20 protein-coding genes, 2 tRNA genes and 1 pseudogene are annotated in these 23,562 nt (G+C 70.7%); 8 read left to right on the plus strand and 15 right to left on the minus strand.

The window, feature by feature from the left end; translation table 11 throughout:
• Positions 1 to 433 precede the first annotated feature (433 nt).
• Both BM362_RS38120 and BM362_RS38125 read left to right on the plus strand, forming a co-directional pair.
• Positions 434 to 1,114 carry a response regulator transcription factor gene (locus BM362_RS38120; RefSeq protein WP_067585359.1) on the plus strand — a complete coding sequence of 227 codons (681 nt, stop codon included), beginning with the start codon at positions 434 to 436 and terminating at the stop codon, positions 1,112 to 1,114.
• Positions 1,111 to 2,487 (plus strand): sensor histidine kinase, encoded by a 1,377-nt coding sequence (locus BM362_RS38125; RefSeq protein ID WP_093576461.1) that lies wholly within the window; start codon positions 1,111 to 1,113, stop codon positions 2,485 to 2,487. Before BM362_RS38120 ends, BM362_RS38125 begins: the two co-directional genes overlap by 4 nt.
• Before the next feature lie 59 nt (positions 2,488 to 2,546).
• Here BM362_RS38125 and BM362_RS50130 read toward each other — a convergent pair whose 3' ends face one another.
• From BM362_RS50130 to BM362_RS38155, 7 genes are all read right to left on the minus strand, one after another.
• Positions 2,547 to 2,678, minus strand: coding sequence for a hypothetical protein (locus BM362_RS50130; protein WP_255366186.1), 132 nt, complete (start codon positions 2,676 to 2,678; stop codon positions 2,547 to 2,549).
• 564 nt (positions 2,679 to 3,242) lie between these two features.
• The gene (locus BM362_RS38130) at positions 3,243 to 3,740 is read right to left on the minus strand and encodes a MarR family winged helix-turn-helix transcriptional regulator (protein WP_067585362.1); all 498 of its coding nucleotides are present in this window, start codon (positions 3,738 to 3,740) and stop codon (positions 3,243 to 3,245) included.
• Between the two features lie 32 nt (positions 3,741 to 3,772).
• Complete coding sequence (locus tag BM362_RS38135) at positions 3,773 to 5,050, minus strand: MFS transporter (protein ID WP_198545434.1); 1,278 nt, start codon at positions 5,048 to 5,050, stop codon at positions 3,773 to 3,775.
• A 236-nt stretch (positions 5,051 to 5,286) separates the two neighbouring features.
• Complete coding sequence (gene pepE / locus BM362_RS38140) at positions 5,287 to 6,021, minus strand: dipeptidase PepE (RefSeq protein ID WP_067585365.1); 735 nt, start codon at positions 6,019 to 6,021, stop codon at positions 5,287 to 5,289.
• A 29-nt stretch (positions 6,022 to 6,050) separates the two neighbouring features.
• A complete protein-coding gene (locus BM362_RS38145; RefSeq protein WP_093576462.1) occupies positions 6,051 to 7,340 on the minus strand; it encodes a M20/M25/M40 family metallo-hydrolase in 1,290 nt (429 codons plus the stop codon).
• Positions 7,337 to 8,677, minus strand: coding sequence for a cytosine permease (locus tag BM362_RS38150; protein ID WP_067585371.1), 1,341 nt, complete (start codon positions 8,675 to 8,677; stop codon positions 7,337 to 7,339). Before BM362_RS38150 ends, BM362_RS38145 begins: the two co-directional genes overlap by 4 nt.
• Positions 8,674 to 9,624 carry a DUF1177 domain-containing protein gene (locus BM362_RS38155; protein WP_093576463.1) on the minus strand — a complete coding sequence of 317 codons (951 nt, stop codon included), beginning with the start codon at positions 9,622 to 9,624 and terminating at the stop codon, positions 8,674 to 8,676. Before BM362_RS38155 ends, BM362_RS38150 begins: the two co-directional genes overlap by 4 nt.
• 104 nt (positions 9,625 to 9,728) lie before the next feature.
• Between BM362_RS38155 and BM362_RS38160 the strand changes: the two genes are divergently transcribed.
• Entirely contained in the window at positions 9,729 to 10,523 is a 795-nt protein-coding gene (locus BM362_RS38160; RefSeq protein WP_067585377.1) for an IclR family transcriptional regulator, read from the plus strand.
• A 92-nt stretch (positions 10,524 to 10,615) separates the two neighbouring features.
• Here BM362_RS38160 and aztD read toward each other — a convergent pair whose 3' ends face one another.
• Genes aztD through aztB form a run of 4 tightly spaced genes read right to left on the minus strand, consistent with a single transcriptional unit; the run spans position 10,616 to position 14,746 of the window.
• Positions 10,616 to 11,770, minus strand: a complete 1,155-nt coding sequence (gene aztD / locus BM362_RS38165) for a zinc metallochaperone AztD (protein ID WP_093576464.1) — start codon at positions 11,768 to 11,770, stop codon at positions 10,616 to 10,618.
• 40 nt (positions 11,771 to 11,810) lie between these two features.
• Positions 11,811 to 12,719, minus strand: coding sequence for a zinc ABC transporter substrate-binding protein AztC (gene aztC / locus BM362_RS38170; RefSeq protein WP_067585383.1), 909 nt, complete (start codon positions 12,717 to 12,719; stop codon positions 11,811 to 11,813).
• On the minus strand, positions 12,716 to 13,900 hold the full coding sequence (locus BM362_RS38175; protein WP_093576465.1) for a hypothetical protein: 1,185 nt from the start codon (positions 13,898 to 13,900) through the stop codon (positions 12,716 to 12,718). The genes aztC and BM362_RS38175 overlap by 4 nt, the downstream gene beginning before the upstream one ends.
• Before the next feature lie 12 nt (positions 13,901 to 13,912).
• A complete protein-coding gene (aztB, locus tag BM362_RS38180) occupies positions 13,913 to 14,746 on the minus strand; it encodes a zinc ABC transporter permease AztB (RefSeq protein WP_093576466.1) in 834 nt (277 codons plus the stop codon).
• 48 nt (positions 14,747 to 14,794) lie between these two features.
• On the opposite strand from aztB, the gene aztA reads away from it, so the two are divergent.
• The 4 genes from aztA to BM362_RS38200 all read left to right on the plus strand — a co-directional run bounded on the left by aztA (position 14,795) and on the right by BM362_RS38200 (position 18,056).
• Positions 14,795 to 15,502 (plus strand): zinc ABC transporter ATP-binding protein AztA, encoded by a 708-nt coding sequence (gene aztA, locus BM362_RS38185; RefSeq protein ID WP_244287418.1) that lies wholly within the window; start codon positions 14,795 to 14,797, stop codon positions 15,500 to 15,502.
• A gap of 90 nt (positions 15,503 to 15,592) precedes the next feature.
• Positions 15,593 to 15,664, plus strand: a tRNA-Pro gene (locus tag BM362_RS38190).
• A gap of 14 nt (positions 15,665 to 15,678) precedes the next feature.
• A tRNA-Asn gene (locus tag BM362_RS38195) sits at positions 15,679 to 15,751 on the plus strand.
• Positions 15,752 to 15,773: 22 nt separating this feature from the next.
• Positions 15,774 to 18,056 carry a hypothetical protein gene (locus BM362_RS38200; RefSeq protein ID WP_093576468.1) on the plus strand — a complete coding sequence of 761 codons (2,283 nt, stop codon included), beginning with the start codon at positions 15,774 to 15,776 and terminating at the stop codon, positions 18,054 to 18,056.
• A 132-nt stretch (positions 18,057 to 18,188) separates the two neighbouring features.
• On the opposite strand, the gene BM362_RS38205 is transcribed toward BM362_RS38200, so the two are convergent.
• Together BM362_RS38205 and BM362_RS38210 are read right to left on the minus strand one after the other, a co-directional pair.
• Positions 18,189 to 19,052, minus strand: coding sequence for an alpha/beta fold hydrolase (locus BM362_RS38205; RefSeq protein ID WP_067585397.1), 864 nt, complete (start codon positions 19,050 to 19,052; stop codon positions 18,189 to 18,191).
• A 135-nt stretch (positions 19,053 to 19,187) separates the two neighbouring features.
• A pseudogene (locus BM362_RS38210) lies at positions 19,188 to 19,713 on the minus strand (alcohol dehydrogenase catalytic domain-containing protein); the annotation flags it as partial.
• Positions 19,714 to 19,791: 78 nt separating this feature from the next.
• On the opposite strand from BM362_RS38210, the gene BM362_RS38215 reads away from it, so the two are divergent.
• Positions 19,792 to 20,358: a TetR/AcrR family transcriptional regulator gene (locus BM362_RS38215; protein WP_093576469.1), complete on the plus strand. Its 567-nt coding sequence runs from the start codon at positions 19,792 to 19,794 to the stop codon at positions 20,356 to 20,358.
• Here BM362_RS38215 and BM362_RS38220 read toward each other — a convergent pair.
• Both BM362_RS38220 and BM362_RS38225 read right to left on the minus strand, forming a co-directional pair.
• Positions 20,355 to 22,145 (minus strand): chloride channel protein, encoded by a 1,791-nt coding sequence (locus BM362_RS38220; RefSeq protein WP_093576470.1) that lies wholly within the window; start codon positions 22,143 to 22,145, stop codon positions 20,355 to 20,357. The genes BM362_RS38215 and BM362_RS38220 overlap by 4 nt on opposite strands.
• Before the next feature lie 110 nt (positions 22,146 to 22,255).
• Positions 22,256 to 23,545 carry an ArsB/NhaD family transporter gene (locus BM362_RS38225; protein WP_093576471.1) on the minus strand — a complete coding sequence of 430 codons (1,290 nt, stop codon included), beginning with the start codon at positions 23,543 to 23,545 and terminating at the stop codon, positions 22,256 to 22,258.
• Between the last annotated feature and the right edge of the window lie 17 nt (positions 23,546 to 23,562).

Genomic DNA, 23,562 nt, shown 5'->3' on the forward strand with positions numbered 1-23,562 from the left:
CACGAACCTCGCCGCGCCGCGGCGGGCCACGACACGCCCGAACCGGCCCGCGATCCGGGCGAACGCCTCACCCAGCACCGCCCGCCACACCACGGAGTCCACGCTGGCAGCCGCGGCCACCACACGATCTTGAGTTGTCCTCACAAACACCCATGATCGCGTGGCCGCCACGCCTACGTCACCGATCACGAACTACAGCTGGAGTACTAACCGGCATCGGCGCTCACGACGGTCCGGGTTGCCAGCTGGGGTGTTGCTGCTCGGCACGGACCGCAGCGGCTGGGCATGACGAGCCGCGTCGAGTGTCGGTATGCGGAACACCGCCGAAAACCCCACTGTCCGCCGGGTTGTGCGCAGGAATCCGCATCCGCCGCGGCCTTGCCGCGATAGGGAACAATTTCTAGGGCAGGTTCCGCGGCGGAGGGGCGGCTCGATGACGGTCCGAGTCTTGCTGGTCGAGGACGACGCCCTGATCAGCGAAGCGCTTTCCCTCGCGCTCGCCGACCAGGGCTGCACGGTGACGCAAGCCGCGTGCGGCGAGGATGCGCTGGCGATGCTCGAATCGGTGAGCGTGGACGTCGTCCTGCTCGACCTGATGCTGCCCGGCATGGACGGGCTCGCCGTCTGCCGCGAGTTGCGCGTGCGCGGCGACCTGCCGGTCATCGTCATCACCGCACGTGCCGACAGCCAGGACGTCATCGCGGGTCTGGAAGCCGGTGCTGACGACTACGTGACCAAGCCGCTGGTCGCCGGCGAACTGGCGGCCCGCATCCGCGCGCTGTTGCGCCGCGCGGCGCCGGTCCGCCGGTGTTGTCTCCAGGTCGGCGATCTGCTGCTGAGCACGCACGACGAGACCGTCTCTCGCGAAGGCGCCAACATTCGCCTTACCCGTACCGAATTCCGCCTCCTGGCCGAGTTGGCCGCCGCCGAAGGCGAGGTCGTCACCCGGGAGCAGTTGCTGCACCGGATCTGGGGACGCGACTGTTTCGGCGGCACGCGCCTGCTCGATGTCCACATCCGGCGATTGCGGCGCAAAGTCGAGCCGAATCCCGATTGTCCGCGTCTCGTGCTCACCGTCCGGGGGATCGGCTACCGCGCCGAGCCCCGGCCGTGAGCCGCGCTTCCGTGTCCCGGCTTTCCTTGCGCTTCCGGGTTTCCGCCGCGTTCGGGCTCGGCCTGCTGGTGGTGGTCAGCGCACTGTCGGCGGCGACCTGGCAGCTCGCCACCGGCTACCTGCTCACCCAGCGCCAGCAGGGTGCCGACCGCCATTCCCGGATCAACGCGCGGCTGGTCGAGAACGAGGTCCGCGACCGGCCCGCCGGTCTCGGCGAACTGCTGTCCGGCCTCGCCGCCGGACCGAATTCGACGATCCTGGTGTCCCTTCCCGGCGGCTGGCACACCGCGGGCCGCCCGATCGGGCCCGAGGAACTCCCGCCCGGCCTGCTTTCCCGCGCCCGCCCCGGCGCGCCCGCGCACGAACAGTTCACCGCCGACGGAGTTCCGGTCCTCGCGGTCGCGCAACCGCTCGCCCAGACGAACGGCTACTACGTCGAGCTCCATCCGCTGCTCGGGCTCGAACGGACCTTCCGCAACCTGCGCCTGATCCTCGTCGCGGGCACCCTGACGTGCGGGCTGTTCGGCGTCGTCCTCGGCGCGTGGGCGGCGCGGCGCGCGCTCCGTCCGCTCGCCGCGTTCACCGAAACCGCCGCCCGGATCGCCCGCGGCGACCTGCGCGCGCGACTGCCCGAACCGGCCGGACCCGACCTCGCTCCCCTCGCCGCGACGTTCAACGCCACCGCCGACGCCTTGGAACAGCGGGTCCGCCGCGACGCCCGGTTCGCCGCCGACGTCAGTCACGAACTGCGCTCGCCGCTCACCACGATGACGACCGTCGCGGAAGTTCTCGAACGCCGCCGCGACGCCATGCCCGTGCCCGCGCAGAAGGCGCTGCTGCTCTTGCTGGCCGAACTGCACCGGTTCCGCGGCATGGTGCTCGACCTGCTGGAGATCTCGGCCGTCGACCAAGCCGACAACGGCGAGGAACGCGAACTGGTCGATCTGGTCCCGCTCGTCCGCAGCGGCGTCGCGAGCAGCCCCGGCCCACGGCCGGCTCTCGAACTCCCTCCGGAACCCCTGCTGGTAGCCGCGGACCGCCGCCGCCTCGACCGGGTTCTGGCGAACCTGCTCGACAACGCGGCCCGCTACGGCGGCGGTGCGGTCCGCGTGGCCGCGCACGCGTGCGCCGGCGTCGTCCGGTTGGAAGTGGACGACGCCGGCGACGGGGTGCCCGCCGAACTCCGGGAACGCATTTTCGAGCGGTTCTCCCGGGGGGTGCACGCCGGACGGCGGGATCCCGATTCGGGGACCGGCCTCGGATTGGCGATCGTCGCGGACCACGTCTACCGCCACGACGGACGGGTGTGGGCGGAGGGACGGCCGGGCGGCGGGGCACGGTTCGTCGTCGAACTCCCCCAAGCACCCGGGTGACGCTCCAGTACGATCGGCCGCACCGCAGGTGAACGCTGGGACCGGAGCTGACCTCGCCGTCAGGACAATTCGACCAGCAGGGCGGCGAGGCGTTCCGGCGCCGACCGGAACGGCGAGTGCCCGCCGTCGATCTCCCGTACCTCGGCACCGAGAAACTCCTGGGCCAGCGCGGCATTCCGCTCGCTGTCCATCGCATGCTCCTCGCGGCATGACCCGGCACACGGCGCTGCGACAGGTCCGGACCGACCTGCTGGCCCGCCGTGTTCGCGCTGGGTCGCAATCGGCTCACCGTGTCAGCGGCGTCGGCTGGTCCAGATCACGCACCCGGACGCGTCCACGACAGCCCTGGCGAGCGCCTTCTGCACCGGCTCGCGAAGCAGCGCTTCCCCCTGTCCGACCACGCGGTGCCGGGCGCGCGCATCAGGGCAGCGAGCAGGACGAGCGAACTGACCGCTGGGTTGCCAGCGTCCCCGCCCCGCCGCTCATCGAGTGTGCGACGAGGACGGCGTCGGACCAGTCTCGCAGCGCGTCTTCGATCACCGCGACGTACCGCGTCGGGCGTGTCGGACGGCAGGGCCGGGCACACCACCTTCTGACCGCGCGATCAGGTGCTCGCTCACCCGCTCCCGGCACCACGGACCGTGCCAGGCTCCGGGCTCCAGAACGAACGTCTTGAGCTTCTCCGCCCTCATGATGATCACGCTAGTGGCGACCCTGGGGTTCTTTGGTTCTCTGCCCGAACGAACACCGCTCAGTCAGCTACCGCGCCGGACCGCGCTTTCCAGCAGCGCGAGCACCCGTTCGATGTCCTCGCGGTCTGCTTCGCCCAGGTTGGCGAGGAGTGCTTCTTCCCGGTCGAGGTGTCCTTCGAGGACCCGGTCGATGAGCTTGCCGCCCGCGGCGGTCAGTTCGGCGTAGCTGACCCTCCGGTCGCCTCGGTGGTCGCGGCGGCGGATCAGGCCGTCGCGTTCGAGAGCGTCCAGCCGCCCGGTCAGGGCGCCAGAGGTGACTAGCGAGGAGGCCGCCAGCTCGGAGGGCGTCTTCCGATAAGGACGGCCGGCCCGGCGCAGGTTGCACAGGATGTCGAACGCGCCCGGGGTCAGGCCGTACGGGGCCAGGTACTCGCGGAGACCGCCCGCGGCGAGGTCGGCGATCCGCCGGACCCGGCCGAAGATCGCGATCGGCGAGGCGTCCAGGTCCGGGCGCTCCCGCGCCCAGTCCGCCACCACCTGGTCGACCGGGTCCATCGTCATCGGCTCCTTGTTCCGCGGGATGCGGACCGAGCCTATCCGGTGTGCGCGCCCGTCCTGGTCGCCGCGGATTCCTTCCCGGCCGGAGCGCGGCCGCGGAGCAGCACGACCGCACCGAGCAGCGTGAGCAGCTGCGTCGCGGCGAGCAGCGCGTACCCGGCGGCGAACCCGTGGTCGCCGCCCGCGGCGATCGCCACGCCCATCAAGGTGGGAAGCAGCGCGGACACCAGATTGCCGACCCCGTTGATCATGCCGTAGGCGCTGCCCACCGAGCCCGCCGGCGCGTATTGCTGCACCAGGGTCGGAATCGCCGGGCCTTGCAGACCCCAGAACGCGTTGGCGAGGATCAGGGTCGCCGCCGCGAGCCAGCGCGAATCGGCGAAGGTCACCGTCGTCGCGCACAGCGCGGTGCCGACGCTGCCCACGACCAGCACGAGCGGCGCCCGGCGGCCCGGCATCCGGTCGATGAGCCACCCGCCGAGGAATCCGGACCCGAGGCTGACCACGAACGGCAGCGCCGAGAGCGCACTCATCTGCGCCAGCGAGAAATGCCGTGCCTGCAGCAAATACGACGGGAGCCAGGACGTACTGCCCCACAGATAGCCGAGCGTGGCCACCTCGATCAGCAGGATCCAGCCGAGCTTGGGGGTGCGCAGCGCCCCCGCGAACCGCCGCAGCGCCGGTTCCCGGACGGCCGTCCGGCGCCGCGACGCCCGGACGAACACCGCGACCAGCGGCAGCCCGACCACCAGGTTGAGCGCCGCGAGCAGGAGGAACGAGCCGTGCCAGCCGAAGTGCACCAGGGCGAAGGTGATCACCGGGATGCCCAGCGCCGTGCCAAGGGAAACGCCCATCGAGCTGACCGCGTTGGGTTTGCCCCACGCGCCTTCGGCGAAATTGTCCTTGACGTACATGGTCTTCAGCGAGAACAGCGGCCCTTCGCTGGCCCCGAGCAGGAACCGCAGTGTCAGCAGCAGCATCGCGCTCCCGGCGTACGGGGACACGAGAGTGAACAACGCCCAGCACCCGAGGCTGACGAGCAACCCGCGCCGCACCCCGAACACCGCTTCGTACCACGGCGTGATCAGCATGGCCGCGATTCCGTAGCCAGCCAGGAAAAGCGTCATCAGAGCGCCTTGCGCCGCCCGGTCGCCCGCGATCCCGAAGTTCTGCGTGAAATCCGGATCAGTGATCAGCACGGACACGTTGACCCGGTCGATGTAGGAGATCGCCACGACCGCCAGCAGCGCCAGCACGCCCAGCCACGCGGTCATCGGCGCGCCGGGACGCCGGTCTTCCGTCGGCACGGTCACCGCGGTTCCTTTCCGGGCCGGACCATCGCGAGGCGGCCGGCGACCGCGCGGACCCGCCGCGCCGCCAGACCGGCCGCCCCGGCCGGCGGGGTCGCCCGGAAGTATCTTTGTACTAAGATGCTTGTGTCAAGCTATCTCGGCGGAGTCCGCTCCGCGGCCAAGCACGGTGAAGGGCCCCTTGAGGGAATCTGCTTCCCGCGAGGGGCCCTTCACCGACCGTCGCAGGCGTCGAGCGGTCAGCCCCACACCGGTTCGCGCGCCGGAGTCAGCAGGTCACTCACATCGCCGGAAAGGTCCTCGCCAGGCACGCCACGCCGGAACAACCGCCCGGCCGCGCCGCCGTTCGTGGACACTCCGGCCAGTTCGGCCCAGTCGCCGCGCACCCGCAGCCAGGTGCCCTCGCGCAGGCCGAGCACCGGAACGTCGTTGCACTCGTGGAATTCCGCGAGCCGTTTCTCCCGGGTCTCGCCCATGTGCGTGCTGCCCGGGTCGGGATCGACGTAGTGCGGGTTCAGCTGGAACGGCACCAGACCCAGCGAAGTCAGGCTCGGCGGCTCCACGATCGGCATGTCGTTCGTGGTGCGCACGGTGGGCCCGGCGATGTTGGTTCCCGCGCTGGCACCGAGGTACGGCATTCCCTCGGCCACCCTTGCCCGCAACGGTTCCAGCAACTCGCGCCGGTACAGCTCGGCCAGCAGGCGGAACGTATTGCCTCCGCCGGTGAAGACCGCCTCGGCCGAGCGCACCGCGGCGACCGGGTCGTCGGCGGTGTGCAGCCCGCGCACCCGCACCCCGAGCGGCGCCACCGCCGCGGCGATGCGCTCGGTGTAGCCGTCGTGGTCGGCCAGCGCGAACGGCACGAACACCAGCTCGGTGCGCCCGTCCAGCACCTCGGCCACCGCGTCCAGCGCGTGTTCCAGCGGAGCGCGGCCGTGGTTGGTCGAGTTGGACAGCAACAACAAGTCAGTCACGCGATTCTCCTTGGTTCGCCCGCCATTGTTCAGCAAGTCCGCAGCAGCCGGTCCAAGACCCGGACGGAGAACCGCAGCGACTCCAGCGGCACCCGTTCGTCCACGCCGTGGAACAGCCGGTTGTAGGGCAGTTCCGGCGGGACGCGCAGCGCCTTGAACCCGAAGCCGCGGATGCCGAGTCCGGACAGCGCCTTGTTGTCGGTACCGCCCGCGTTGCAGTACGGCGTCGGGTGGCCGTCCGGGTCCTCCGCGGTGATGGCCGCGCACATGGCGTCCACCAGGGGGCCGTCGAAGCCGCTTTCCATCGCGATGTCCCGGTGGATGAACTCGCGGCGCACCGACGGCAGCAGCAGCTCGTCGATGGTGTCCAGCAGCTCCTGCTCGTACCCGGGAAGGAACCGGCCGTCGACCGCGGCGGTGGCCCGGCCGGGAATGACGTTGACCTGGTACCCGCCGGAGATCATGGTCGGGTTCGCCGAGTTGCGCAGGATCACGTTCACCAGCTCGGCCACCCGGCCCATCCGTGCCAGGCTTCCGTCCACATCGGACGGATCGAACGGCACGCCGAGCAGGTCCGCCGCGCGTTCCAGCAGCGCCCGCACCGGTTCGATCAGCCGGACGGGGAACCGGTGCCGCCCGATCCGGGCGAGCGATTCGGCGAGATCGGTGACCGCGTTCTCGTCGTTGGGCGAGGAGCCGTGCCCGGCCCGGCCGGTGGCGGTCAGCCGCAGCCACGCCTGCCCGCGCTGCGCGCACTCGATCGGGTACAGCCGGCTGCCGTTGCCGAGGTCGAACGACACCCCGCCGCCCTCGGTGATCGCTTCGCCCACGCCGTCGAACAGGTCCGGACGGTTCTCGGCCAGCCAGTGCGAGCCGAACCTGCCGCCGCCCTCCTCGTCGGCGAGGAAGCCGAACACGACGTCCCGCGGCGGCTTCTCCCCGGTGCGGCCGAACTGCCGGGCGAGCGCGAGGATCGCCGCGTCGAAGTCCTTCATGTCGATCGCGCCGCGGCCCCACAGCATGCCGTCGGCGATCTCCCCGGCGAACGGCGGGACGCTCCACTCGCCGGCGTCGGCGGGTACCACGTCCAGATGCCCGTGCAGGAGCAGCGCAGGCCGCGACGCGTCCATTCCGGACAATCGGGCGAACACGCTGGCGCGGCCGGGCGCGCTCTCCACCAGCGTCGGTTCCAGCCCGGCGTCGGAAAGTTTCTCCGCGACGTACTCGGCGGCGGGCCGCTCGGTCGCGCCCGGGTTGGACGTGTCGATCCGGATCAGGTCCCGGCAGAGGTCGACCACCTCGTCCTGTGCGCTCCTCACCGCGCCACCTCCTCCAGTTCCGCCGAGCCCACCGGGCGGATCAGCCCGGCGCGGCCCAGCACCGTGTACAGGATCGCGGCGGTGAGCAGCGAGTTGAGCGCGGGGATGCCCCAGTGCACGAACTCGCCGACGCAGAACGCCGCCGCCCACACCGCGAGCGTGGCGGGCACCCACACCGGCATCGTCGCCGGGACCCGGCCGGCGGCCCTGGTCTCCCGCAGCGGTGTGGAGAGCCTGCGCACCAGGAAGTACTCGGCCACGATGATCCCGCCCACCGGCGGGATCGCGACGCCCAGCACCGACAGGAACGCGGTGAAGTGCTGAAGGAAACCGATCGCGGACAGCACCGTCCCGGCGATGCCGATCACCAGGGTGACGACGCCGCGGTGCAGCGGGCGGCCGAACACGGTCCGCACGAAGTTCACCACGCCCAGCGACGAGCCGTAGAGGTTCCAGTCGTTGATCTTCGCGGTCGCCAGCACCACCACGATCAGCCCGACGAAGCCCGACGTGGACAGCACGATGTGCGTGACGTCCGAACTGCCGACCAGGTGCCCGAGCAGCACGCCGGTCATGCCGACGATGTACTCCGACAACACGATCGACGCGGAACTCTGCAGCAGGACGTGCCAGCCCTTGCGGTTGAACCGGGTCATGTCCGGGGCGACCACGGCACCGGTCATGTAGCCGCCCGCGATGATCGTCGCCGCGGCCGGGATGGAAATCGCCGTCGCGGTCGGCGCGGCCGACATCAGCGCGCCCACCGAATGGTCGGAGAGGGTCGAGATGACGCTCCAGGCGACGAGGCCGAAGAACAGCGGCACCGCGATCTTCGCCAGCCACATCATGTACTTGAAGCCGTAGATCACCAGCAGCGTCAAGACCACGCCGGACACCGCGCACCACAGCCATGGCGGCCCGCCGACGAGGGCGTTCATGCTCTTGCCGAAGATGCCGTTCTGCACGCCGAACCAGCCCACCAGGCTGATCGCGATCACCAGGCTCACCAGTGCGGAGCCGTTGCGGCCGAATCCGGTGAACCGGGTCAGCATGGTCATGGTGAGCCCCTCGCGCTGGCCGGCGAGGCCGATCAGGAAGATCACCACCTCCAGGATCACCGCGCCGAGGGTGAACGCCCAGAAGGCGTCGGAGAACCGCATTCCCACGCCGAGTGTCGCGCCGAGCACGAACTGCGACAACGAGCCGGACTGCGCGAGCCACTGCAGCAGCATGGAGCCGAACCCGTAGCGGGCGTCTTCGGGGACGCGGCGCAGCGAGTAGTCGTCGTTGCCGATCCGCTTCTTGGTGTGTTTCGCGGTTTTCGTCGCGGTGCTCATCCGGCCACCTCCGTACCCAGCGTCTGCAGGTGCGCCATCGAGCCGTAGCGGGCTCGCAGGCTGGCGAATTCCGTCTCGTCGTGGAAATGCAGGGCGCCCGCGCCGAACTGCTTGGCGACCTCGACCGCGTAGCGCGCGGCGGCGGCGATGTCGGTCTCGTGGCTGGCACCGGTCGCGCAGCCCGCCACCGTCGCCGCTGAGGTGATTGCCAGCCCGACGACCGGCGCGTCCGTCGCCGTCGCCGGCTGCAGGATCGAGTTCAGGTGGTAGACGCCGTTGCCGTAGGGCGTGATGTCCTGCGTGGTGATCGGGTAGGTCACCAGCGGCGCACCGGTCACTGCCTCCAGCAGTTCGCCGAGGCCCTCGGAGACCCGCAGGATGTAGCCGCTGCGCACAGTCGGGGAGAGGGCGAGCCCGCGGTGGTTGATCACCCGGTTGCCCTTGGTGGTGTCGATCGACAGCACGGCGGCCATCTCGGCGGACAGCTCGTAGCTGTTCATCGTGGCGATGTCGACCGGCGAGTTCATGAACGGCACCGGGTCGTGCGGCAGGGTCGGCGCGTCCGGGCAGATATGCGTGCCGATCAGCACGTCGCCGGCCAGCACGTCCCCGCGCGCCCGCATGGACAGCAGTTTGGCGGCGGCGGCGAGCGCCGCGGCCGCACCGTCCCCATCGGACACGAACCCGGTCACCTCGGGCCGGGCGCCGACCCCGCCGAGCCGCCCCACCACACCGAGTGTGGGCGCGTCGCCACCCGCGGTGCGGCCACGGCTGCCGGACACGCGCACCCGGACGAAATCGGTCTTCCCGGCAGGGCCGGGCACCGTGGTGATCTCCGCGCCGCTGCCGTCCGCGCCGGCGACGGCGTCGAGGTAGGCGACGACCTCTTTCCCGGTCACCGCCGGGTCGTCGAGGATTTCGAGCAGTTCCAGGACGTGTTTGAGCATGTGGTTCCTCTGGAGAGTGCAAAGCCGCCGGGGATTGGTCCGACCAGATTCCGTCCGGGCGCCCCCACTTGACAAACATTTCCCGTTATTCGCACAATGACCGAATGCCGGATCCGGACGACCGCTCCACCCCGCCCGGCCTGCCGCAGACCGCGGACCGCGCGTTGCAGGTGCTGCTCGCGTTCGACCGCGCCCGCCCGGAATGGGGAGTCACCGCGGTGGCGCGCGAGTTCGGGCTGCACACCTCGATCGCCCAACGGCTCCTGGCCGTGCTGGCCCACCGCGGTTTCCTCGTCCGGGACGACAGCACCCGCAAGTACCGGATCGGCCCGGCCGCCCTCCACCTCGGCCGGTTGTGGGACCGCGCCGGGGCGCTGGACCTGCTCGTGGTCCCGGTCCTGTCCGACCTCGCCGCCCAAACCGGGCACGCCGCCCTGCTGTCCCTGCCCGACGGCGCACACACCCGGTGCGTGCTGGCCGCGGAAGGCGCGGACGGCCGCCTGCGCGGTTACTCGCTGGTCGGCGAGCTGTACCCGGCGCACGCGGGTGCGACCAGCAAGGCGTACTTCGCGTTCCTGCCCGAAGAGGAGCGCGACCGCCTGTTCGCCGACCGCCCGATGGCACGGTTCACCCCGGATACGGTCACCGACCTGGCCGTCCTGCGGGAGCAGCTGGCCGAGGTCGCTCAGCGGGGCTGGGCGTTCACCACCGGTGAGTACGACGCCGGGGTGGCCACGCTCGCGGTGCCGGTGTTCTTGCGTGGGGAGCCGTACGGGAGCTTGTCCGTGGGTTGGTCTTCCTCGCGCTTCGAGCACGATCCGGAGCAGTGGGTGGATGTGCTGCGCCGGGGAGCGGAGTTGATCGAACTGCGGCTTTCCCGGCCGGTTCCCCGGCGGTGAAGACCGGGGCTGCGGGCGCCGCCGCTCGTTGACCCTCGACAGATTCGAGGGCGGCTGGCGGGCGGCACTTCGCCGCCCGCCAGCCGCCTTGCTCAGCTTTCGGCGACCACTCCGCTGAGTTCGTTCGGCACGCCAGGAAGCGTTCCAGTCGCGGTCTTCTCCCCCGTCCCGAGATCGACCGCGTGGACTTCCTTCTTGCCCGGGTCCGTCACATACGCCGTCCCGCCGCGGACGAACAGCGCCGGTCGCGGCTGCTGCCATTCGAGCGGTTCCTGCCAAGCGCCGATGACCGGGATCGTCCGGGTCACCCGGGCCGCGGCCGGGTCGATCACGTGGATTTTGCCGTCGGTGCCCAGCACCAGGCCTTCGCCCCGCGGGCCGCGGGCCAGGGACCGGAAGGTGTAGCTGGTGCCGAGGTCGACGTGTCGCAGGCTGGCCTTCTCGGTGTCGATCAGCGACACCCGCGCCGGCCGCTCCAGTTCCGCGTCCTTGTCGGTTTTGTAGTCTCCCAGCGTGATCGACGAGTGCGGGGAGCCTGCCTGATTGCCGATGCGCCCGTACGCGTCCGGGCTGGTGACCTTGGTGATCGTGCCCGCACGGTAGATCAGTGCGCCGGTCTCGCAGCCGACGACGACGGTCTCGCCCCGCGCGGTCGCTTCGCCGTGCACTCCAGGGCATTGGTCGTTGCGCGCGATCTCCTTGCCGTCCTTGTCCCGCACTGCGATGCCGTTCCGGGCGTCCTCGTTGCCGACCGTGGCGACCAGCTCGCCGTTGGCCAGTTCGACCGCGACGCCGTGATGCGGTTCCGGGGTTTTGTGCTGGGGCGCGGGCGGTTTCCCGGTCCCGAGCGCCGCCGGGTCGAGCACCGTGATCTCGCCGGTGCCGTCGGAGAAGAGGACCGTTTTGCCTGCGTGCCGCACCACGTGTCCTGGTTTCGGGGCGCGGATTTCCGTGTCGGTGAGCGCCGCGCCCGCCGCGTCGAGGAGCCGGAATCCGGTGGCCGTGGAAACGATCAGGTGGCGGTCGTTCCCGGCCGGGTTCAGGCGGTTGAAGCCGGGCAGCGGGAGGTCCTTGACGACCTTCAGGGTTTTCCCGTCCAGCAGGGAGATCCCGCCGTCGTAGGTGATCGCGACCGCGTCGGCGACCATCCGGGGCGCGGCTGCCGGGGGCTGCGGCGCGGAACCGCAGGCGGTCACCACGAGCAGGCTCGATACGGCGAGAGCGGTTCGGTACGGATTGAATGGCATTCATTCTCCTTGGTGGGGATGGGTTTTCCGGTTCAGCCGATCAGGGCGCGGCCAAGCCGTCGACGATCGCGTCGGTATTGGCGCGCATCATGTCCAGGTAGGTCGCCGCGCCTTGCCCGGGTTCGCTGAGGGACTCCGAGAACAGCGACTTCACCCGCACCCGCACGCCCGCCTGGTCGGCGAGCACCCGGGCGAGGCGGTCCGGCTGGGAGGAATCGGCGAAGACGGCCGGGACTCCGGCGGCCCGCACCGCGTCGGCCAGCGACTTCAGGTCCGACGCGCTGGGCGAGGCGAGCGTGGTGCCGCTCGGAATCACCGCGCCGACGACCTCGAAGCCGAACCGCTGGGCCAGGTAGCCGAAAACGTGGTGGTTGGTGACGAGTTTCCGGCGGTGCGGCGGGATTTCCGCGAACCGCCGGCGCATCGTGTCTTCGAGCGCGCCGATTTCTCGCCGGTACCGTTCGGCGTTGGCCCGGATCGCGGTTTCGTCCACTCCGGACACGCGCGCGACGACCTGGTCGGCGATGACCGTCACGGCGGCGCGGACACGGCCGGGGTCGGTCCAGAAATGCGGATCCGGGCCGCCGTGGGCCGCGTAGCTGATCGGATCGACCCGCTCGCCCACCGCCAGCGCGGGGACGCCGCTGCGTTCGGCCGCCTGGACCGTGCGCAGAATGCCTTCCTCCAGCCCGAGTCCGTTGTAGACGATCAGCCCCGCGTGTTCGACTTCCGCCGCCTGCTGGGCGGAAATGCCGAAGGAGTGCGGATCGGCGTTCGGTTTCATCAGCACCGTCACGCCGGCCTGGTCGCCGACGACGCGGCGGGTGATGTCGCCGAGGATGTTCGTGGTCACCACCACCGAACCGGCGCTCGCGCGGGCACCGGAACAGCCGGACACCACCAGAAGCGCGGCGGCGAACAGCGACAGCACGGTCCGGGTTCTGCTCATCGCCCGGTCTCCACGACGTAGCTGGCCTTGCCGGGAACGGTGAGCGTCCGGGCCCGGCGGAGGTGATCGTTGTAGTCGATCTCGTAGATCTCGCCGGAGGCCGGGTTGTTCACGTAGGCGCGGGTCGCATCGACCTGGATCGCCGGGGCGACCGGACCGTTGACCGCGGGAAGCAACGGGACTTGCGCCTGCTGCGCCCCGGTGGCCGGGTCGAAGGCCCGCAGCACGCCGTCTCGGGTGAGCACCAGCAGCGGCGCGTCCTCGCCGACGGCGTTCAGCGCGGCCACCGGTCCGGTCTCGACCCGGGACCACGTCCGGGCCCGGACGTCCAGTGACCACACCGCGTCAGCCCCGGCCGCGGCGGCGAGAGTCGTGCTGCCCGGCCGGTGAGCGAACTTGGTGGCCCGTTCCTCTTTGCGGACCGGCCGCGGATAACGGATCTTCTCCCCCGCGAACGTGCCGTCCTTCTCGGTGACCAGCAACGCGCCGTCCGCACACCCGAAGACGACACCACGCCGGGTGACCGCCGCACCGCTCAGTTCGGGGCACGGCTGCGCGATCTTCGCGACCGGCTTGCCCTGCCGGTCGTGCACTCGCACGCCGTCCGCAACCGAGGCCAGGACGCGTTCGCGATAGGGCACCGCCGCCCCGGCATGCGGACTCCGCGCGATCGTGCCGAGTTCCGCGATCGAGCCCCGGTCCAGCTTCGCCCGGTCCAGCAGCTTGGTGGTTCCGTCCGGAAAGGACAGTGCGGAGACGGCGGGATCGCTGTGAGCGGCCAGCAACCGCTGCCCCGGAGCGGTCCCGGTCTCGCGCACCGCGGCGCGGTAGTAGTGCACGTGGTCGCCGTGGTCGACCATCCAGGCGCCGCTGTCGATGACCCGGACTCCGTCGGCGCGTCCGGTGAGGTACCCGAACCGGCCGTCCCCGGTGATCGCGTGCACTCCCTCGACTGTTCCGACGGGCGTGACTTGCTCGGTGATCAGGTCCAGCACGTGCGCCGCACCAGTCGAGGCGTCGGCGACGACCAGCCTCGACTGTGCTTCGGCGGTCTCCTCCGCTCCCTCGACGTAGCCGTGCGGCGGGGCGGCGGGTTGCTCCGCCGGATCGTGCCCGCAGGCGGCCAGCACCGCGACCGTCGCCAGCACGCCCGCCGCCCGGCGGACAGATGATGTTGTCATACGTCCTCGATTTCAGTTGTCGGACAAAGAATTCCTGCCGCGGACGACGGACAGCAGAGCGGAAAGGAAGAAGAGCGCGATCGCGGCGGCGGCGATGCTGGCTCCCGCGGCGGTGCCCCAGTGCCAGGACACGAGCAGTCCCGCGACCGTGGACAGGATTCCCATGAGCGCGGCGAGCACCATGACCGTCGTGATGCGGCGCGCCCAGAACGTGGCCGCGGCCGCCGGGCCGATCAGCAACCCGAATGCCAGCAAGGTGCCGACGACCCGGAACGACGCGACCACAGTCACGGTCACCAGCGCCAGCAGGAGGGCGTTCGCGAGACCTGGCCGCAACCCCAGCGTCTGGGCCTTGCGCACGTCGAAAGCGACGGCGGCGAACGGGCGATACCCGAGCAGCGAGACCGCGGCGACCAAACCCAGTGCGATCGCCAGGACCAGCAGATCGCCCGCACCGACGGCCAGCACGTCGCCGAAGAGGAACCCGGTGAGGTCGACCGCGAACGACTGCGAATGCGACACGATGATCACGCCGGTGGCGAGCATGCCCACGAACAGCAACCCGATCATCGTGTCCTGCGACAACCGCCGCGACCGGCCGAGCGCGGTCACGCCCCCGGCCATCACCGCGGCACTCAGCACCGCGCCGAGCAGCGGGTTCACTCCCGCCAGCGACGCGATCGCCACCCCGGGCAGCATCCCGTGCGACAGCGCCTCGCCCAGGAAAGCCATCCCCCGCAACACCACCCAGGTGCCCGCCAGCGCGCACATCACCGACACGAGGACCCCGGCGAGGAGCGCGCGCTGCATGAACGACACGTCGAAGGGGGTCAGCAACCAGGTCACGCCGCCACTATAGTGGAAATGGTTTTCATTCTCTTTAAGGGGGCTTTAGTGAACGTCGCCGAACCGGCCGTCACCTTGCGAAACGTCCGCGCGGGCTACGGGCCGCACGAGGTGCTCGGCGGGATCACCGCCGAGGTGCCCGCGGCGCGGAGCACCGCCGTCGTCGGGGCGAACGGGGCAGGGAAGTCGACCCTGCTCAACGTGATCGCCGGGATCCAGCCGATCAGCTCCGGCTCGCTGCACCGCACCGGCCGGCTCCGCGCCGCCTACGCGACCCAGCACAGCGAGGTGTCCGGCGAACTCCCGATCACCGTCCGCGCCACGGTGACCATGGCCCGCTGGGCACACCGCGGCCCGTGGCGCAGGCTCACCGCCCGGGACCGGACGATCGTCGAGGACTGCCTTGAGCAGCTGGACATCGCGGCCATCGCCGACCAGCCGCTGGGCGCCCTCTCCGGCGGACAGCGGCAGCGGACGCTCGTGGCCCAAGCCCTTGCCCAGCAGTCGGATCTGCTGCTGCTCGACGAACCCGCGGCAGGTCTGGACCTGCACGCCCAGACCCTCATCGACGAGGCTCTCGACGCGACCGTTCGCGGCGGGGCGACCGTTGTCCGGATCACCCATGACCTCGCCGTTGCCCGCCGCGCGGCGCACTGCCTGCTGCTGCGCGACGGGCGGTTGCTCGCCGAAGGCCCGCCCTCCGCGGTGCTCAGCCGGGAGCGGGTGGCTGTGGGGTGGGGTTTGCCGGAAGAGTAAGAAACCGGACTTCCCCTGCACCACAGCGAAAGCCCTATATCGATGGCGGCGCTGGCCCTCGGCGGCATAGGATTCCGGCGCGGGGAACGGCATGGAGTAGATCAGCGGCAGATCGCCCGGCTCGGGACCGGGAGGGCGCGGGTTCGAGTCCCGCCTCCATGTCCCTCCCGCCGCGTCTTGGAGTAGTTCAGCAGGCAGAACACCCGGCTGTTCCCCGGGAAGGCGCAGGTTCGAATCCTGCCTCCAAGTCTTGACCACAGGGGGAATCCACATGGGACACACCGCTTCGCCGGGGTACGCCTACGGGCAGCTCGAACGGGCTGTCCGCACCGCCATGTCCGCGAAGGACAGGGCGACGCGCCGGCGTGCGCGGGCGAAAGCCAGCCGGTGGCAGGACGTCCTGACCGGCATGGCCACCGGTTCCCTGCGGATCGGCTCGCGGACCCCGGTCGCGGACACTCCGGCGTGGGTGACCCTCGAAGTCGTGCACGGCGGGTTCGCCACCGGCCGATTCCTGGCCGAGGTCGCGCTTTCCCCCGCCGAGGCCGCGCTGTGCGCCGAAGGGCCGGGCACCACAGAACGCGAACGGCTCAACCTCTGGTACCTCACCGACGCCGGGCTCGCCGCACTGCGCGCCATGCTGGCCACCGAGTCCTATCGGATCGAGGTCCCGGAGGACGCCGCGCTGCCGACCGTGGCGTGGCTGCTGGACCACGGATACGCCGAAGCCGCGCTCGACCTGATCGCCGAGCTGCGGCCGCACCTGCATCGCCTGCGCCTGGCCCCGCTGCCCGGCGCGGCACCGCGACCGGCGGGCGCGCTGGTCCGGCTGAGCACAGTCGGCGAAGTCCGGGAATCACTCCGGTCGGCGAGCACCCCGCCCGCGATCACGGCGATGCTGGAAACGCTGACGGTGTGGCACCCGCTGTTCGACCGGCTGGTCGCGCTGTGGTGCGACACCGTCGAGGGCGAGCCGCCGCGGCTGGACGGAACCGGCGTCGCCGGCGGCTGGCCGTGCCGTACCTGGCCGGCCGACTGGCAGCAGCGTCGCGCCGAGTGGCTCGCGGACTACGCCAGGGCGCGCTTCCGGCACACCGCGTCGACCGCCCACACTCACCCGAAAAGCAACTTCGCCCGGCTGCACCGCGCGCTGCTGGCGTGCGAGCACGACAGCACGGAACTGACCGGCCGGGACGTCGGCTGGATCCGCCGCGCCCTGGCGAACACGATCACCAAGCACGGCGAGCCGGGCTCGGAACCGCGAGCGGCGCTGCGGGCGCTGCAGGCCGCGGTCGCCGCGCGACCCACCCACGCCGAACTCGCCGCCGCGCTGGCCGAGCGGCTGGGCTGCTTCCCGGCCGACGGCGGGCTGCCGTCGATCGAGCCAGTCGCCGAGGACGCGCCGGCCCACTTGGTCGCCAAGGTCGCGCGCGCACTGGAGGCGCCGATCGAGGAACTGGTCGCGCGGAACGTGATCACCTCGGCCGACGTCCTCGCGACGGTCCTGCCGCAGATCGCCGCGCAACTGCTGGCCGCGAACTTCGACAATGAGCAGCTTTCGACGCTGTACGCCCAGACTTACGCGGCCTTCCGCCGCCGACGCGGCCTGCTGCTGCTCGACCTCGAACACCAGGTCCGGATCGAGGAACTGCCCTGGGTCCACGCGATCGACCCGTTGCGAGCGCGGCGTCCGGACGCCACCCGGGCGGCCCGCCACACCCTCGACCAGACAGTGCTGCTGGCGCTCAGCGCGTTCCCGCAAGCGATCCTGCCGAACACGCTGGTGCGCGAACTGGGCGCGCTGGCGAAGCAGGCTGGGCTGCCGATGCCGTTGGTGGAGGAGGTCGCCGCCGACATCTTCATGGGCACGTTCACCGAGAAATGGCGCACGGCAGCAGAACTCACGAGCCGCACGATGGCGGGCACGCTCTACGCCCGCTACTACGACCTGCCGGAGTCCTGGACGTCGGAGCCACCCCCTCGCAAGTTCCGCGCGCTCGCCAACCGCACCGCCGACGACTTCGCCGGCCTGTGCGTGGCCCGAGCCGGCGAAGCCAGGCCGTCGTGGCGGTTCCGCTCGGTCGCCGCGAACGGCACAGTGCTGGAGCAGAGCCAGATTCTCACGACGCAGAACCTGGCAGTCCTGGTGCACACGCTCGATCTGCGGACCCGGCTCCAGGCAGCGGCGCCCGAACTGGCCGCCCAGTCGTTGACCTGGGCGGTGACCCGGCTGGCGACCCGCACCGACCAGCACCACACGGCCCTGCAAGCGGTCAAGAACGCGGCTTACGCCTGGCGGCAGGCGCTGTTCTTCCTGAGCTTCTGCGACCTCGACACTCAGCGCGCGACCGTCCGTCACCTCGCCGAGCAAGCGACGCGAGCGGGCCTGGCCGACCGGTTCGCCCCGGCAGTGAACGGCTTGGCGCACGTCGTGGAAGGCGGCCGGTTCACCCCGGAGGGCCGGACGGACAACGGAACCGGACGGCGTTTCCTCGGCTGGACCACTGGCAAGCATTGGTGTCTGCCAGACGTCCGCCCGACCTCGCGCGTCTAGGAAACGGCGGGGCCGATCTGCCCCAGGCTGACCGCGCCGATGGCAGTGCTGTACTCGCTGCACCCGCTTCCGCACCGGGGACACGGGCCTGGTACCCGCTTCGCCGATTCGGGGGCCGGAAGAACCGGGCGGCTACCGGAGGAACCGGACCAGGGTTTCGGCGAGCTGGTCCGGGTTTTCCTCGGCCATGTGGTGCCCGGACTCGATGCGGCCGGACGAAAGCTCGCCGCTGACCCAGGAACGCCAGACGGCGACCGGGTCACCGTAGAAATCCTCCATGTCGTCCCTGACGGACCAGGCGACGAGGGTCGGACAGGTGATGACGCGCCGCGCCGCCCGGTCCGCCTCGTCATGGGCGCGATCGACAGTCAGCCCGGCGCGATAATCCTCCAGCATGGCCCGCACAGTGGCCGGATTCGTGACCGCGCGGGTCATGTCGCGGCAGTTTTCGTACCCCATGGCGTGCTCGTCGGGGTGGTACCAGGCAAGGGGATCGGCCGTGATCACCCGCTCAGCGTGCGGGGAGGCGCCGAGAAAGAACCAGTGCCACCACGCCGCGGCGAACTTCGCGTCGGCGCGTTCGAGCGCCTCGATGATCGGCACGCTGTCCAGAACACCCAGGCGTGACACCGAATCAGGATGGTCGAGCGCCGTCCGATAAGCGACGTAACTGCCGCGGTCATGGCCCACGACAGCGAATCGGCGGTGCCCGAGACCGCGCATCAGCGCCACGGTGTCGGCTGCCATCGCGCGGTCGCAGTAGACCTCGTGTTCTTCGTCGGGATCGGGTTTGGCCGACCGGCCGTACCCGCGCAAATCGGGGCAGACGACAGCAAACCCTGCCCGCGCAAGCGCCGGAGCGACCCGGTACCAGGTGGTATGCGTCCGAGGATGCCCGTGCAACAACACAACGGGCGGTCCTTCTCCCCCGCTTCGCCCGTGGAGGGTCACTGAATCGCTGACCGGGATGTCCCATTCCGCGAAGGTGTCGAACACGCTGCCACTGTCTCACTGCCGAGCCCCGCCCGCGCGCTGCGGCGGTGCGCTTGTCCGGGCAGGGCGGCAGGTGCTCGCGAATCCATGTTTGACCAGCCGGAAACGGGGCGCCCAGTCCGATGAGAGCGAAGCGCGAAGGCGCGCGAGCTGGACCGCGAACACGCCGACGCCGCCTCCCGAGCCGCCGATGAGCACCGTGTCGCCCGGGCCCGGGTTGACCACCGCCAGCGCTGCGGCCGCCGTGCAGCCCGCAATCGCAAGCGCGGCAGCGGTGCGGTCGTCGACACCGTCCGGGGTGCGGTGCGCCTCGCCGCCCACCGCGATGGTCCCTGCCACGTCCACGACGACGTAGTCAGCGACCGCGCGGGACAGCGCGCCGCCGAACACCCGGTCGCCGACCGCGAACTCGCTCGCTCCGTCGCCGACCTGGTCCACGATCCCGGTCGGTGCCGAACCCGCACGGCAGGCTCAGCCCGAACCGCGCGGCAGTCTCCGCGTCCGAGGTCATGAACCAGTCCATCGGGTTCAGCCCAGCCGCGGCGACCCGTACGCGAATCTGCCCCGGACCAGCCCGCGGCACCGGCACTTCGCGAATTCGCAAGGCCTCCGGCCCGCCGAACGACTCGAACTGAACCGCCCGGCTCGCTTCTTTCCTGCTCACCTGTTCTCCTTGAGCTCAGTAAACGGACTATGCTCCGTTTACTTCCTCGAAGCTAGCACAAGTGGAGCGTGATCCGTTTTGGCTGCCGCGAAGACCCCTCGGGCAGACGCGACCCGCAATCGCCAGCAGCTGCTTGACGTCGCGACCCGGCTGTTCGCCGCAGCCGAGACCGAGCCGTCGATGCGCGCGATCGCGGCCGAGGCCGGAGTCGGCATCGCCACCCTCTACCGGCACTTTCCCACCCGCGAGGCACTGGTCGACGCGGTCTACCAGGACCAGGTCTCGCGCCTCACCGCCGGTGCCGAGGACCTGCTCGCCCACCTCGGTCCGGCAGCCGCGCTGCGCCGCTGGATGGACCTGTTCGGGGACTGGATCGCCACCAAGAACGGAATGCTCGACACGCTGCTCGCGATGGTCGAATCCGGCGAGATCGCCCACGCCCGCACCAGAACCGAACTGCTCGCGGCCATCGACGGCCTCCTCGAAGCCGGCCACGCCAGCGGCGAACTCCGCGGCGATGTCCCCGCCGAAGACATCGCCGCCGCGCTCATCGGCATCTTCACCGTGGCCGGTTCCGCCGAGCACAAAGCGATGGCGGGCCGGCTGCTGGACCTTCTGCTGGACGGGCTCCGGGCTTGCGCCTAGGCCCCCGATTTCCGGCCGGTCGCACTCGCCGCCGCGGGCTCCAGCGCACTCAACACCGACTGGTGCGTGATCCACCCCGTCAGCTCATCCCCGCCGGTCAGCACCGGCAGGCCGGTCCCCGGAGCCTGGGCAAGTGCGTCCAGCGCATCGGCAAGTGTGGAATCGCTCGTCACCAACGGCGGCAACTCGGCGAGATCCCCCACCCGGCCCGTCTGGTCCTCGGCTACTGCTTCGGCGACCGCGCGGGCGGTCGCGCAGCCCTGGTATCGGCCGCCCGCGTCGATGACCGGCAGGATTCCGTGGCCGGACAAGGCGAGCGCGTGCGCAGCCAGGTCCAGCGGCAGGTTCTCGCGCAGCGGCTCCGGCAACGGTTCGGTGACCGCGGAGACTTTCGTGCCCGCCAACCGCCCGGCGGAAGGGTGTTTGTCCAGATCGATGCCCCGGCGGCGGAGCTTCAGCGTGTAAATCGTGTCGCGGCTCAGCGCGCGGCTGATCGCGGTCGCGATCACGATGGCGGTCAGCATCGGGAGGATCACCGTGTACTGGCCGGTCAGCTCGAACAACACGATCACCGCCGTGATCGGAGCCCGCGCCGCGCCCGCGAACGCCGCGCCCATCCCGATCAGCCCGTACACTCCCGGCGACGCGGTCACCGACGGAAACCACGTGTGCAGCGCGATCCCGAACGCCGTCCCGGCCATCGCGCCGATGAACAGCGACGGCGCGAACACCCCGCCCGATCCGCCGATCCCGATCGTCAGGCTGGTCGCCACGATCTTCCCCAGCATCAGCACCAGCAGGAACCCGAACACGTACTTGCCCTCGACCGCGTTCCGCAGCACCGGGTACCCCACCCCGTACATCTGCGGCAGCGCCAGCAGCAGCCCGCCGAGGAAGAGCCCGCCGACGGCCGGGCGCAGCCATTCCGGACCCCGCCACAGCCGGTCGCACAGGTCCTCGATCCAGTACAGCACCCGGGCGAACAGCACCCCGCACGCACCCACCAGCAAACCCAGCGCCACGAACAGCAGATACTCCACCGGGTTCCGCACCGTGAACGGCGGCAAGTCCAGGAACGGCGCGTTCCCCAGCACCGCCCGCCCCACCACGCTCGCTGTCACGCTCGCGAGCACTACCGCCCCGAACGATTCGGCGGCGAAATCCCGCAGGATCAGCTCCATCGCGAAGAACGGACCGGCCAGCGGCGCGTTGAACGTCGCCGCGATCCCGCTCGCCGCCCCGCACGCCACCAGCACCCGCAACCGCGACTCCGGCAACCGCGCCGCCCGCCCCAGCGACGAGCCCAGAGCGGACCCGATCTGCACGATCGGCCCCTCCCGGCCCACCGAACCGCCCGAGCCGATCGTCAACGCCGACGCCAGCGCCTTCACCACGCTCACCTGCACCGGAATCCGCCCGCCCCGCTCCGCCACCGCGTACATCACCTCCGGCACCCCGTGTCCGCGCGCCTCCGGCGCGAACCGGTGCACCAGCGGCCCGTACAGCAACCCCGCCAGCACCGGAGCCAGCAGCAGGAACCACGGACCCAGCGCCGGGAACCACGAATGCGCCGCACGCCCGGCCGCGGAATAGTCCGCGTGCCCGGAAAACACGTGCGTGAACGACGTGATCAACCACCGGAACACCACCGCGCCCAGCCCCGCGCCCGCCCCGATCAGCACCGCCAGCCCGACCAGCCCGGCCCGGCTCTCCCGCACCCACCGGCCCACCGGCCGGCGCACCGGTACGACCAGCCCGCGTTTCCCCGCACTCTCACCCGACGACATTGATGCAGTATGCAACAATTGCACACGGACAGGGTTGCGGGATCGCTCACACCTGAGCGGACTTCTCAAGCCCGGTCAGGGTTTTCATCCGTTTTGCGCGCTATCGAGAGTCAGAACACGAAGTAACGGAGCCACAGATACGGGGCGGCGACGAGCACAGTGATCACCGTGACGACCGCGCCCTTCTTGGTGAACTCCCAGAACGAAATCGGCGAACCCGCCCGGGCGGCGAGACCGAGCACCACCACGTTCGCGCTGGCCCCGACCGCCGTCATGTTGCCGCCGAAGTCCGCGCCGAGCGCCAGCGACCACCACAGTGCTTCCGCGTGCGCGGGGTCCGGGATGTCGTGGGTGAGCGCGAGCACGAGCGGGCTCATCGTTGCCACGTAAGGGATGTTGTCGATCACGCCGGACAGCAGTGCGGACACGCCGAGGATCAAGGAGACCGCCAGCAGCGCGTTCCCGCCGGTGGCTCCGGCGGCGAGCTTCGCCAGCCAGTCGATCACCCCGGTCTTGACCAGCGCCCCGATCATGATGAACAGCCCGGCGAAGAACAGCAGGGTCTCCCACTCGACGCCGTCGAGATACTGCTTGGGCGGCGTGCCCGAGAGCAGCACGAGCAGGCCCGCGCCGAGCAGCGCGACCACCGACGGGTCCAGATGCAGCACCGAATGCAGCACGAATCCGGCGAACACCAGCAGCAGCACGGCACCGGACTTCACCAGCAGCCTCGGCTGCCGGATCGCTTCGCGTTCGTTGAGCGCCATCACGTCGGCGACCCGCTGCCGGTCGACGGTGAACGAGCCGCGGAACAGCCACGGCAGCACCAGCCCCAGCGCGACGAGTTCGAGCGCGACGATCGGCGCGAGATTGAGCAGGAAGTCGTTGAACGCCAAGCCCGCGCGGCTGCCGATGATGATGTTCGGCGGATCGCCGATCAGGGTCGCGGTGCCGCCGATGTTGGACGCCAGCACCTCGGCGATCAGGAACGGGACCGGGCTGAGGTCGAGCCGGTCGCACACCAGCAGCGTCACCGGGGCGATCAGCAGCACCGTGGTCACGTTGTCCAGGAACGCCGAGGCGACCGCGGTGATCAGCACCAGCAGCAGCATGATCCGCAGCGGAGACCCCTTGGCGCGCTTGGCCGCCCAGATCGCGACGAACTCGAACACCCCGGTGCGGCGCAGGATCCCGACGATGATCATCATCCCGAGCAGCAGGAACAGCACGTTCCAGTCGACGCCGGTGTCCTCGGAGAAGAACGCGTCCGCCGACCCGCTCACCCCGGTCGCGAGCACCACGCCCGCCCCGGCCAGCGCGGCGGTCATCTTCGGGATCTTCTCGGTCGCGATGAACACGTAGGCCACCACGAACACGACGACCGCGATGACCGTGCTCACCGGCGGACCGCCCGGAG

Origin of the sequence: Amycolatopsis rubida (assembly GCF_900115345.1) — a bacterium.
GTDB classification, from domain to species: Bacteria; Actinomycetota; Actinomycetes; order Mycobacteriales; family Pseudonocardiaceae; genus Amycolatopsis; species Amycolatopsis rubida.

Bases quoted from the DNA above. Each gene is read 5' to 3' on its own strand.
- BM362_RS38120 (WP_067585359.1), top strand. From the start codon at position 434: ATGACGGTCCGAGTCTTGCTGGTCGAGGACGACGCCCTGATCAGCGAA.
- BM362_RS50130 (WP_255366186.1), bottom strand. From the start codon at position 2,678: ATGGACAGCGAGCGGAATGCCGCGCTGGCCCAGGAGTTTCTCGGTGCC.
- BM362_RS38130 (WP_067585362.1), bottom strand. From the start codon at position 3,740: ATGACGATGGACCCGGTCGACCAGGTGGTGGCGGACTGGGCGCGGGAG.
- BM362_RS38150 (WP_067585371.1), bottom strand. From the start codon at position 8,677: ATGAGCACCGCGACGAAAACCGCGAAACACACCAAGAAGCGGATCGGC.
- BM362_RS38155 (WP_093576463.1), bottom strand. From the start codon at position 9,624: ATGCTCAAACACGTCCTGGAACTGCTCGAAATCCTCGACGACCCGGCG.
- BM362_RS38160 (WP_067585377.1), top strand. From the start codon at position 9,729: ATGCCGGATCCGGACGACCGCTCCACCCCGCCCGGCCTGCCGCAGACC.
- aztD (WP_093576464.1), bottom strand. From the start codon at position 11,770: ATGCCATTCAATCCGTACCGAACCGCTCTCGCCGTATCGAGCCTGCTC.
- aztC (WP_067585383.1), bottom strand. From the start codon at position 12,719: ATGAGCAGAACCCGGACCGTGCTGTCGCTGTTCGCCGCCGCGCTTCTG.
- BM362_RS38175 (WP_093576465.1), bottom strand. From the start codon at position 13,900: ATGACAACATCATCTGTCCGCCGGGCGGCGGGCGTGCTGGCGACGGTC.
- BM362_RS38200 (WP_093576468.1), top strand. From the start codon at position 15,774: ATGGGACACACCGCTTCGCCGGGGTACGCCTACGGGCAGCTCGAACGG.
- BM362_RS38220 (WP_093576470.1), bottom strand. From the start codon at position 22,145: ATGTCGTCGGGTGAGAGTGCGGGGAAACGCGGGCTGGTCGTACCGGTG.